The 10,887-nt window shown below is 61.7% G+C and carries 11 protein-coding genes; 8 read left to right on the plus strand and 3 right to left on the minus strand.

Features of this window, described 5'->3' with window-relative positions; all coding sequences use genetic code 11:
• From ispE to ACC569_RS12420, 3 genes are all read right to left on the minus strand, one after another.
• Nucleotides 1–496 (minus strand): 4-(cytidine 5'-diphospho)-2-C-methyl-D-erythritol kinase (gene ispE / locus ACC569_RS12410; protein WP_372523850.1); only part of this gene is annotated, 496 nt, incomplete at its 3' end.
• Between the two features lie 16 nt (nucleotides 497–512).
• Nucleotides 513–1,151: a lipoprotein insertase outer membrane protein LolB gene (gene lolB / locus ACC569_RS12415; protein WP_372523851.1), complete on the minus strand. Its 639-nt coding sequence runs from the start codon at nucleotides 1,149–1,151 to the stop codon at nucleotides 513–515.
• Nucleotides 1,148–2,878, minus strand: coding sequence for a tetratricopeptide repeat protein (locus ACC569_RS12420; protein WP_372523852.1), 1,731 nt, complete (start codon nucleotides 2,876–2,878; stop codon nucleotides 1,148–1,150). The genes lolB and ACC569_RS12420 overlap by 4 nt, the downstream gene beginning before the upstream one ends.
• 189 nt (nucleotides 2,879–3,067) lie before the next feature.
• On the opposite strand from ACC569_RS12420, the gene ACC569_RS12425 reads away from it, so the two are divergent.
• The 8 genes from ACC569_RS12425 to ACC569_RS12460 form a co-directional block, all read left to right on the plus strand.
• A complete protein-coding gene (locus tag ACC569_RS12425) occupies nucleotides 3,068–4,762 on the plus strand; it encodes a carbon starvation CstA family protein (RefSeq protein WP_372523853.1) in 1,695 nt (564 codons plus the stop codon).
• Nucleotides 4,763–4,820: 58 nt separating this feature from the next.
• Nucleotides 4,821–6,077, plus strand: a complete 1,257-nt coding sequence (gene hemA, locus ACC569_RS12430) for a glutamyl-tRNA reductase (protein ID WP_372523854.1) — start codon at nucleotides 4,821–4,823, stop codon at nucleotides 6,075–6,077.
• A 2-nt stretch (nucleotides 6,078–6,079) separates the two neighbouring features.
• Nucleotides 6,080–7,162: a peptide chain release factor 1 gene (prfA, locus tag ACC569_RS12435; RefSeq protein WP_372523855.1), complete on the plus strand. Its 1,083-nt coding sequence runs from the start codon at nucleotides 6,080–6,082 to the stop codon at nucleotides 7,160–7,162.
• Nucleotides 7,163–7,164: 2 nt separating this feature from the next.
• Nucleotides 7,165–8,028 (plus strand): peptide chain release factor N(5)-glutamine methyltransferase, encoded by an 864-nt coding sequence (gene prmC / locus ACC569_RS12440; RefSeq protein ID WP_372523856.1) that lies wholly within the window; start codon nucleotides 7,165–7,167, stop codon nucleotides 8,026–8,028.
• 30 nt (nucleotides 8,029–8,058) lie between these two features.
• Nucleotides 8,059–8,796 carry a ThiF family adenylyltransferase gene (locus ACC569_RS12445; RefSeq protein ID WP_372523857.1) on the plus strand — a complete coding sequence of 246 codons (738 nt, stop codon included), beginning with the start codon at nucleotides 8,059–8,061 and terminating at the stop codon, nucleotides 8,794–8,796.
• A complete protein-coding gene (locus ACC569_RS12450; protein ID WP_372523858.1) occupies nucleotides 8,793–9,227 on the plus strand; it encodes a Mov34/MPN/PAD-1 family protein in 435 nt (144 codons plus the stop codon). The genes ACC569_RS12445 and ACC569_RS12450 overlap by 4 nt, the downstream gene beginning before the upstream one ends.
• Before the next feature lie 206 nt (nucleotides 9,228–9,433).
• Entirely contained in the window at nucleotides 9,434–10,009 is a 576-nt protein-coding gene (locus ACC569_RS12455; RefSeq protein ID WP_372523859.1) for a LemA family protein, read from the plus strand.
• A 6-nt stretch (nucleotides 10,010–10,015) separates the two neighbouring features.
• The coding region (locus tag ACC569_RS12460) for a GIDE domain-containing protein (RefSeq protein WP_372523860.1) at nucleotides 10,016–10,887 on the plus strand (872 nt) is incomplete at its 3' end.

Below are 10,887 nucleotides of genomic sequence, written 5' to 3' on the forward strand. Positions count from 1 at the left end.
CCACCAGATACCAGGCCTCTTCCGGCTCGATGGGAGTAAGGATTTCTCCGATCCCCTCGGCCCAGGCCGCCTGCCCCTGGACGAAGACCGGCACATCCGTGCCTAACCTGAGCCCCAACGTCGCGAGTTCCGCGCGGGAAAGCTTCGCGTCCCACAGCTCATTCAAGGCCAGAAGGGTCGTGGCGGCATCGGAACTGCCGCCCCCGAGCCCGCCACCGGCGGGGATGCGCTTGGTCAGACGGATTTGTACACCGCGGCCGGTGCCGGTGGTCCCTTGCAGCAGGCGCGCGGCGCGTACCGCCAGGTCCTTGTCCTCGTCCACGCCGGGAAACGGCGTGGTGCGCGTGACGCGTCCATCGTCCGTCATCGTGAATTCCAGTTCATCGCCGTAATCGAGAAACTGGAAAATCGTTTGCAAGCTGTGATAACCGTCCGCGCGCCGGCCCGTGATACGCAGAAAAAGATTCAGCTTTGCCGGTGCCGGCCAGGTTTGCATCCCATGACTCCTGTTTTTATTTATTAATTAATGCCCAGCGTTCGATGACCAGCCGCACCTCGAGCGTGGCGTCTTCGGCCGGGTTGCCGTTCGTGTCACGGCCCTGTCTCTTGATGAAGAGTTTACTCGGCAAATCGAGCGAACCGTAGCGGGTGTATTCCAGAAACCGTATGTCCCAGCCGGATTGGGCCAGCGTTTTCAAGCGTCCCTGTGGGTCCAGTTCCTGGCTTGCCGCGGTATCGGGCAAGGGTAGGCCGAGCACCCAGTAATTGAGCCCATCGAGCGGCACGCGCCAGCCGGTGGTCTGGTATAAAAGTTGTTCTGGATTTTCCGCGCGCCATACGTGTCGATCGGCATCGCGCAATTCCGCGCCCTGGTCATCCCGCGTCAATCGCAGATGGCCGCGCCCCAGGGGGCCGACGAGATCGATGCGATACCGCTCACCCTCGCGCACCCAATTCAGCGACGCTTGCCATCCTTCCTCGGCCGTGCGCATCGCCAGGCGCCCCTGGATTTTCCAGGTCGTGATCGGACGCAACTCCGTTTGTCGCGCCTGCCAGGTGGCGGCGGGATTCTCGACCGGGGGAAGCGAGGGTGCGGTGGCGCACCCGGCCGCGAGTGCGGTCAGGCCAAGGAGGCCCGCCGCATATCTCATGGTTTGAATTTCTTGATGACGCCGTTAAGCGCTTCGTTGTCCGGCGTTTCGCGCAGGGCGCTGTTCCAGACGGACTCGGCCTCGCGATGATTGCCCATCACCCACAGCACCTCGCCGAGATGCGCGGCGATTTCCGCGTCGTTGCGCACATCCAGCGCGCGCTTGAGGTATTTCACCGCTTCCGTGTTATTACCGAGCCGGTATTGCAACCAGCCCATGCTGTCCATGATGTAAGCGTCGTCCGGTTTCAGCTCGATGGCCTGGTTCAACAGTTCGAGCGCCTCCTGGAAACGCGTGGTGCGATCCGTGAGCGTATAGCCCAGGGCGTTGAGCGCGTTGACGTTCTTCGGGTCATGCTTGAGGATTTCGCGCAGGTCGTGTTCGGTCACGTCGAGCATGCCGAGTTTCTCGGCCGCCAAGGATCGGGCGTAGAGCAGATCCTTGTCTCCGGGCACGGCCTGAATCGCCGTATTCAGTACTTCGAGCGCTTCACGATACAGCTTGGCCTCGCGCAGAATCGTTTCCTGGGCGAGCGCCGCTTGCACACGTTGCGGGTCGTTTTGCGCCATGATGCCATCCAGTTGCCGGCGCGCTCCGGCCAGATCGCCCTGCCTTGCCAGCACCACACCGAGCCGCAACTGCGCCTCGAAATAATATTCGCCGTCATCCACCTCGCGGTACCAACGGACGGCTTCCGCGTAACGCTTGCCCTGTTCGGCGACCTGCCCCAGGTACAGTCGCGCCTGATCGTTCTCCGGGCGGAGCTCGAGAGCGCGCTTCAGATATTTCTCGGCATCTTCCAGGAGGTTGTTCTGCAGCGAAAGCAGGCCCACGGCATAAATGGTATCGGCATCGTCCGGGGCGTCCGCGGCCACGCGCTTGAACTCCACGAGCGCTTTCTGCCATTCCTTCTGATCGATCAGGAAGCGTGCATAATTGAGCCGGACGTTGGTCGCGCGCGGGTTGCTGTCGAGGAACGATTCAAAGAAGGCGCGTGTCTTGTTCGGATCCTTCTGCGCAAGCAGAAGGCGCGCTTTGAACAGTGCCGCCTCCTCCCAGTTCGGACGCAGTTTCAGCACTTCGTCGATGGTGGCCAGGGCTTTATCCAGGTCGCCGCCACGGACCATGAGATGCGCCATGGCGAAATGCGCCGAGGCGCTGCGCGGATTCAATGCGACCAGCGATTGCATCACATCGATCGCCGCGGCACGATTGCTGGCGCGTCCCAGCACGGCGGCGGCGCGCAGATAGGCCTGATCCAGATTGCGGCGGGTTTCCTCCAGACCGAAAAGCGCCTCGAAGTGGCTTTTGGCCTCCGCGACCCGGTCAAGCTCGAGCAGCGCGCTGATCATCGCTTCTCTGGCCTCGGCATCGCCTGGTCGCAATTCAACCCACAACCGTGCCGACTGGAGCGCCTCGTCATAACGCTTGGCATAAAGTGCGGCCAGCGTCGCGCGCTCGGCCACGCGCGGGTCGCGCGTCTGCTGCGCCACCTTGCCGAGGGTCTCCGCCGCCACGCCGATCTGTCCCCGCTGACCGGCAATCTCGCCAATCAGCAGGTCATAAAGCATTTCCGGCTGCAGGCTGACCTTGGGCAGGGTTTCTTCGGCCTTGGCGGCTGGCGGAGTCGCTTCGTGCGATGGCTCGGTCTGCACCGTGCCGGCACAGGCCGTCAGCAAGGAAAAGGTCAATAAAACCGGGATGACGTTAAAACGGGAAATGATCATATATAGTAGTTCTCGAACCGCTTAAGGGTGACAGGCTGAATGTCTTTATGACCGCCGCCGCGCGCGGAGATTCGCCGCGCCATCTAAAATAGTCATTACAGTCTCTAATATCAGAAAAGCGGCGCAACCGGCGGATAGGGCTGGTAGCGGGATTTTCTTTCACATTGCGTCTGACGGCACGGACAGATCATGAATTCTCTGGTTTTGCTGATGATAGCCGTGGTGGTATTCGCCTTCGGCTACCGCTTCTACTCCAAGCTTCTGGGGTTGGGCGTTTTTCGCCTTGGGAAAGATTATTATAGTACACCCTCGCCCGACCGGCCTGCCGCAGAAAAACCCGGCACGTTCGGCCGCCACCTGATTTTCGGCCAACATGTGGCTTCGCTGGCGGCCGGCACCGCCGTTACGGGGTGCATCACTTCCTTAATATGGGGATGGGTTCCGGCATTTCTATGGGCCGTGGTCGGCACCGTGGTCGCGGCCGGCACGTACGGGCTGGGCGCGCTGTGGTTGTCCCTGCGTTATCCGGGTCGCAATCCGGCCGAAATCGCCGCGCGCCTGCTGGGCTCCCCGGCACATGCGCTCTTCGCGCTGGTCGTGTTTCTGCTGTTGCTCATCATGAACGCGGCCTGCGCCACGCTGGCGGCACAACTCCTGGCGGCGTTCCCCGCTTCGGTTCTGCCATTCTGGATCATCACCGCGATGGCGCTGTTCCTGGGGAACTTCCTGCGCGGCAGGGAGGACTTCGAGATCATCCCCGCCACCCTGATCGCGCTCACCTTGAGTCTCATGGTCGTGTGGCTGCTCGGCAATCATCCGCTGAGCTTTACCGGGGCGCTGCGCCTCGAAACGGCCGAGTCGTATTTCCCGTTCGATGCCACGGTGGTTTGGGTCATGCTTCTGTTCGCCTACGGCTATTACGTCACGCGCCTGCCGATGTGGAAACTGATGCGTCCACGCGGCTATCTCACCGCGCTGCTGCTGGGGACAGCGCTTTTCATCTTTTACACCGCGGTGATGATCGATCAGCCCAGCCTGGTGGCGCCGGAATTCCACGCGGGGCCCGGCATTCCGGATACACTCCCGTGGCTGTTCGTGACGCTCACCTCCGGCGCCGTGGCTGGATTTCACCTGCTGGCCGCCAATGCCGTCACCGTGCGCCAAATGAAACGCGAAGCCGACGCACGCTATATCGGCTACGGCGGGGCCTTGGCGCTGGGGCTGCTGGCATTGAGCGCCATCATCATCGGGAGCACCGGCCTGCCGAACGTCCAGGACTGGAACCAGCGTTACGCGTCCTGGGAAACATTCATGGATTTACACACAGTCCTCGAACTGTACATCAACGGTTTTGCGCGCCACGCCGCGGGACTGGGGCTGGACCTGGCGTTCGCGCGCTCGCTCATGGCGGTGGTGATCATCGGCCTGCTGATCGCAACCCTGGAAACCGGTCTGCGCGCGCAAAAACAGTTGCTCGCCGGCCTGACCGAGCGCTATCCCGCTTTCGTCCCGGGAAATGAAAAGGCTTTGATCGTGACAGCCGTCGGTCTCTCGGCTCTGCTTGCGCTGCATGACGGCCATGGCCGCGGCGGGCTCATGCTGTGGCCGCTCTTCGGCGTGGCCGATCAGCTCCTTGCCATTCTCGGCTTTGCCCTGCTGGCCGTAGCGCTGCGGCGCTTGGAACGACCCGTGTCGGCGGTATTCCTGCCGCTGGTTTTCCTACTGGTCACCGCCAATTGGGGGCTGGGCGTGCTGATGACGCAGTGGTGGTCGGACAATCGCTGGATATTGCTCATGCTGGGAATCCTATTAATAGCCACGGAACTCGGGGTAACATTCCTGACCCTTAACGCATTGAAATCGCCGCGGTCGCCCCAAACTTGACAGCGGACCCTGATGGGTCAAAATCGCAGGCAATAGCGGCTATTTCCCGGTTTTCTGCATGCACCTGCTCGCCTTTGGCATCAATCATCACACAGCGCCGGTCGATATCCGCGAGAAGGCGGCGTTCGCCACCGACAAGCTGGTCAACGCCTTGCATGAAGTGACCGGCAGCGGCGGCGTAGCCGAGGCGACGATTGTCTCCACCTGCAACCGCACCGAGCTCTATTGCGGGCTCGAGCCCGCGCACGACGAACAGGTCATCGAATGGTTCTGCCACTATCACCGGCTGAACCGCGGCGACATTCATCCCTATCTTTACCGGCATCCCGACCAGGAGGCGGTCAAGCATGTGTTCCGCGTCGCGGCCGGACTCGATTCCATGATCCTGGGCGAACCGCAAATCCTCGGACAGATGAAGGAGGCCTTCGCGACCGCGCACAAGGCCGGCGTCACCGGCAAAATCCTCAATCGCCTGTTCCAGCAAACCTTCACCGTGGCCAAGCAGGTGCGCACCGACACGGCGATCGGCGCGAGTGCGGTCTCGGTCGCCTCGGCCGCGGTGCGCCTGGCCGAGCAGATTTTCAACAAGCTCTCGGAACAGACGGTGCTGCTGATCGGCGCGGGCGACATGATCGAACTCTGCGCGCGCCACCTCAGGGAACACGACGCCGGTCACATGATCTTCGCCAACCGCACCGTCGAGCGCGCGCAACTGCTGGCCGGCCAGTTCGACGCCGAGGGCATTTCGCTCGCGGAAATGCCGACGCGTCTCGCCGACGCCGACATCGTCATTGCTTCCACCGCCAGCCAGTTGCCCATCCTCGGCAAGGGTGCGGTGGAACGCGCTCTGAAAGCGCGCAAGCACCGTCCGATGTTCATGCTGGACATCGCCGTGCCGCGCGATATCGAGGCCGAGGTCGGCGAACTCAATGACGTATATCTCTACACCATCGATGATCTCAAGGAAGTGGTGCAGGAGAACATGGAATCGCGCCAGGAGGCCGCGCGCGAGGCGGAAAAGATCATCGATACCCAGGTCGTGGATTTCATGCGCTGGGTGAAATCGCTCGATGCCGTGCCCACGATCCGCGCGATCCGTGAATCGGCCGATGCCCTGCGCGAGGCCGAGGTGGAACGCGCGCGCCGGCGCCTTGCGCACGGCGAGGACCCGGCGAAGGTTATCGAACAGCTCGCGCGCGCGCTGACCAACAAATTCACCCATGCCCCCACCGACGTTCTGCGCAAGGCGGATCATGATGGCAACGGCGCCCTGCTCGAGGCCGCGCGCCGCCTGTTCGGCCTCCACGAAGAGTAAGCATGAATCCCTCCATCGAAACAAGGCTCACCAGCCTTGCGCAACGCTTTGAGGAAATAGAACGGCTGCTTGCCGACCCTAAAGTCATCGGCAAGCAGGACCAGTTCCGCAAGCTGTCGCAGGAATACTCCGAAATCAATCCGGTGGTGAAGCTGTACGGCGACTACCGCGCGGCCCACGAGCAACTGGAAACCGCGCAAGCCATGCTCAAGGACAAAGATCCGTCCATCCGCGAGATGGCGCAGGAGGAAGTCGCGGAGGCACGGCGGCATATCGAAAGGCTCGAGTCCGAAATCCAGACGCTGCTGCTCCCGAAAGACCCGAACGACAACCGCAACATCTTTCTCGAAATCCGCGCCGCCGCCGGCGGTGACGAGTCGGCGATCTTCGCCGGCGACCTGTTCCGCATGTACAACTATTACGCCACCAACCACGGCTGGGACGTGGAAGTGATGAGCCAGAGCCCCGGCGAACACGGCGGCTACAAGGAAATCATCGCCCGCATCGCCGGGAAAGACGTGTACTCGCGCCTCAAGTTCGAGTCCGGCGCGCATCGCGTCCAGCGCGTCCCCGAGACCGAGGCCCAGGGACGCATCCATACCTCGACCTGCACGGTCGCGGTGCTTCCGGAAGCGGAGGAAGTGGATGCCATCGCCATCAACCCGGCGGAACTCAAGGTCGATACCTTTCGCGCCTCTGGCGCCGGCGGCCAGCACGTGAACAAGACCGACTCGGCGATCCGCATCACGCACCTGCCCACGGGCATCGTGGTTGAATGCCAGGACGAACGCTCGCAGCACAAGAACCGCTCGCGCGCGATGTCGATTCTGTCCGCGCGTTTGCTCGAGGCCGAGCGACGCAAGCAACGCGAGCAGGAAGCCGCCACGCGCAAGAGCCTGGTCGGCACCGGCGACCGTTCAGAACGCATTCGCACTTACAACTTTCCGCAGGGGCGTGTGACCGACCACCGTATCAATCTCACGCTGTACAAGCTCGATCAGGTCGTGGAAGGCAAGCTCGATGAGTTCATCGACGCGCTGCGCAGCGCCGACCAGGCCGATCTGCTGGCGACGCTGAATGCCTGAACATGAAACACGCCGTCCTGAATAATATGCCGCCGACAGTCAGCGAAGTCCTGCAAACCGCTCTACGCGAGCTGCGGGCGACAAGCCCCACGCCACGGCTCGACGCCGAAGTGCTGGTGATGCACGTCTGTGGGCTGGATCGCGGCGCGCTGATAGCGCGCGGACAGGCTGTGCTGACCGACGATCAGCTAAACCGACTGGAAATAACAATCGCGCAACGACGCCAGGGTGAACCGATCGCCTATCTTACCGGCAGGCGCGAATTCTGGTCCCTGGAGTTCAACGTATCACCCGCGACCCTGATCCCGCGCTCGGAAACCGAACTGCTGGTGGAAAAGGCGCTGGCGACTATTCCACGGGGCGCCGAATGGATCATCGCCGATCTCGGCACCGGTTGCGGCGCGATTGCTTTGGCGTTGGCGAAGGAACGTCCGCGATGCCGCATCATTGCCACCGACATTTCACCGGCGGCGCTCGAAGTCGCGCGCACAAATGCCGAAAAGTTTGGCCAGACCAATATTGAATTCCGTGAAGGCAACTGGTTCGAACCTCTCGTCGATATGAAACTGGACATGATGGTGAGCAACCCGCCATACGTGCGCGCCAATGATCCGCATCTGGAACAAGGGGACGTGCGCTTCGAACCTGAACAAGCCCTGGCCGCCGGACCCGAGGGACTCGATGCCATTCGCCAGATCGCCGTGTCTGCCCGCGAGCACCTGAATCCCGCCGCCTGGTTTTTATTCGAGCACGGGTGGGATCAGGCTGCCGCCATCGGCCAGCTTTTGCATAGTCTCGGCTATCGTAATATCGTTTGCTATCCGGATCTGGGCGGGCGCGACCGTATCACGGCTTGTCGCCTGTAATACGGCCGAACCTGTTCCATTCGATTTTCCATGGATGATAAACAACTCCTGCGCTACAGCCGGCACATCCTGTTGCCGCAGATCGATGTCCGCGGACAGGAGAAGCTGCTTGCCTCGCGCGTCCTGATCGTCGGGCTCGGCGGGTTGGGCTCGCCGGTCGCGATGTATCTCGCCGCGAGCGGCGTGGGTAATCTTGTTCTTGTGGACCACGATCGCGTAGACCTCACCAATCTCCAGCGCCAGATCGTCCACGCAACGGAACGCGTCGGTCAGGACAAAACCGCCTCGGCCGCGCGTGGACTTGCTGCGCTCAATCCCGGCGTGCGTGTCACGACAATCAATCAAAAACTTGAAGGCGCCGCGCTCGAAGAGCAGGTTCAACAGGTCGATGCCGTGGTGGACACGACCGACAATTTCGCGAGCCGTTTTGCCATCAACGCGGCCTGCATGCGCGCCGGCAAACCGCTCATCTCCGGCGCGGTGGTGCGCTTCGAGGGGCAGGTCGCGGTGTTCCCGCCGGGCGGCCCCTGTTACCGGTGCCTGTACACGGAAGGCGGCGGGCCCGACGAGGCTTGCGCCACGCTCGGCGTCCTCGCCCCGGCCGCCGGTATCATCGGTTCGATCCAGGCGGTCGAGACGCTCAAGGTCTTGCTCGGCATCGGTCAGACGCTGGCTGGCCGGCTGCTGCTGTTCGATGCGCTCAATATGGAATGGCGCGAGATCCGATTGCGCAAGGACCCGCTATGCCCGGTGTGCGGAGAGATATGAGCGTTGTCCGCCTCCCGCGGAGTATCGTCAATCAGTTAATGCAGCTCGCGCAGAAAACGCCGGAAGAGGAAATCTGCGGTTTCATCTCCCGCGACCAACGTGGTTTCAAGAAATGTTATCCCGTCGTCAATGTCGCCGACGACAAAAAACACTTCTTCTCGCTCGACCCTAAAGAGCAAATCGATGCCATGCGTAGTATGCGCGAGCACGGCGAAGAGCTTGGCGCCATCTATCACTCCCATCCCGACTCCCCGCCACAGCCCTCGCTCACGGACATCGAGCGGCATGAATACCCCGGCGTGCTTTACCTTATTATTTCACTCGGCGCGAAGGGGGGGCTCGAAATGCGCGGATTTGACATCCACGGCCGTGAGGTCAGGGAAGTCGCCATCGCCCTGCTGGACGACACGCCCCAGGGAAGCTCTGAGTAAGCTCGAATCCGTTCGCCCTGAGCCCTGCGACTATGCTCAGGACAGGCTTGTCGAAGGGAAACGGATTCGAGCGTAATTAATAGATTTGCCTTCATGCTTCGACAGGCTCGGCACGAACGGGAATTGTTCAGCGCTTCCCTAGCAGCCGCCACCTCGGCGGCTATACTCCATTTTAAAGCCGCCTGCCGGCTGACGAAGGAGAAATCATGTCGATCGCCACTTTTGTCTTTTTGGGCATTTTTGCCGCGCTGTTCCTGTATGCCGTCACGATGTACAACAATTTCGTCCGGCTCAAGAATAACGTCGCCCAGGCGTGGTCGAACATCGACGTGCTGCTCAAGCAGCGCCACGACGAACTGCCGAAACTGGTCGAGGCGTGCAAGCAATACATGCAGCACGAACGCGGCGTGCTGGAAAAAGTCACGCAGGCGCGCGCCGCCGTGCACAGCGCGCGCGAAGCGGGAGACGTAGCTGCCGTCGGGGCCGCCGAGACCCAGCTGCGGGCGGGGCTCATGAATCTCTTCGCGGTGGCGGAGAATTATCCGGAATTGCGCGCCAATGAGAACTTCCAGCACCTGCAAGACCGCATCTCACAGCTCGAGGCGCAGATCGCCGACCGGCGCGAGTTCTACAACGATTCGGTCAACGCCAACAATATACGCATCGAGCAATTCCCCGACAACGTGATCGCCACGCTGTTCCGGTTCGAGCCGAAGTCGCTGCTTAAATTCACGGTAAGCGAAACCCGGGACGTGAACGTCAAGGCGCTGTTCAACACCTAGCCAGACATGGCTTCCCCCGGCCCGCTGGCCCAGTGGTTTGCCGGGCTGGCTCACAGCATCCATCAAAGCGATCCGGCCGTCGTCGGTATCGCCGTGGCCGTGCTGACCGCCGGATCCGCCTATTGCTCCTGGCGCACGTGGCGCCATGTGAGCAACATCCGCCTCATCGAAGACACGCCCACCTGCAAAATCCGTTCAGCCCCACAGGGATACGTGGAACTCGAAGGTCTCGGCAAGCTCATGGATGGCCCGCCGATCATCGCCAGGCTCTCAGGGCTGCCCTGCGTCTGGTACCGCTACAAAATCGAGGAATACGTGGCCACCGGCAAGGGCAACGAGCATCGCTGGGAGACCATCGACAAGGGCGAAAGCACGGAAACCTTCTGGCTGCAGGACGACACGGGACGGGTGGTCATCGATCCCGAGGGAGCGGAGGTCACGCCACGACACAAGGACAGCTGGCGATCCGGCTCCTCGCTGAGCGGCATCGCCCACGTCACTTACGTCACAGGCTTTCTCAACACCCACTCCGGTGGCAGCACCTATCGCTTCACCGAGGAACGCATCAACTCCGGCGAGCGGCTCTATGCGCTCGGGCTTTTGAAAAGCGTGAGCAGCTACACCAGCATGCCATCGGTGGATGAGGACGTGCGTGCGCTGCTCGGCGAATGGAAAAAGGACCAACCGAAGCTGATCGGGCGTTTCGATCTAGACAAGGACGGAAAAATCGACGAGAAGGAATGGATGCTCGCGCGTTCTCAGGCGCGGCGCGATGTCATGAAAAACCGTCAGGAACAGGTTATCAATTCCGCCGACGGCCTCAACGTCCTCGGCCCGACGCGCGATGGTTCACGGCCGTATATTCTGTCGGCTTTCAC

Source organism: Sulfuricaulis sp. (assembly GCF_041499725.1).
In the GTDB taxonomy this organism is placed as follows: Bacteria; Pseudomonadota; Gammaproteobacteria; order Acidiferrobacterales; family Sulfurifustaceae; genus Sulfuricaulis.

Bases quoted from the DNA above. Each gene is read 5' to 3' on its own strand.
- hemA (WP_372523854.1), top strand. From the start codon at position 4,821: ATGCACCTGCTCGCCTTTGGCATCAATCATCACACAGCGCCGGTCGAT.
- prmC (WP_372523856.1), top strand. From the start codon at position 7,165: ATGAAACACGCCGTCCTGAATAATATGCCGCCGACAGTCAGCGAAGTC.
- ACC569_RS12420 (WP_372523852.1), bottom strand. From the start codon at position 2,878: ATGATCATTTCCCGTTTTAACGTCATCCCGGTTTTATTGACCTTTTCC.
- lolB (WP_372523851.1), bottom strand. From the start codon at position 1,151: ATGAGATATGCGGCGGGCCTCCTTGGCCTGACCGCACTCGCGGCCGGG.
- prfA (WP_372523855.1), top strand. From the start codon at position 6,080: ATGAATCCCTCCATCGAAACAAGGCTCACCAGCCTTGCGCAACGCTTT.
- ACC569_RS12445 (WP_372523857.1), top strand. From the start codon at position 8,059: ATGGATGATAAACAACTCCTGCGCTACAGCCGGCACATCCTGTTGCCG.
- ACC569_RS12425 (WP_372523853.1), top strand. From the start codon at position 3,068: ATGAATTCTCTGGTTTTGCTGATGATAGCCGTGGTGGTATTCGCCTTC.
- ACC569_RS12450 (WP_372523858.1), top strand. From the start codon at position 8,793: ATGAGCGTTGTCCGCCTCCCGCGGAGTATCGTCAATCAGTTAATGCAG.
- ACC569_RS12455 (WP_372523859.1), top strand. From the start codon at position 9,434: ATGTCGATCGCCACTTTTGTCTTTTTGGGCATTTTTGCCGCGCTGTTC.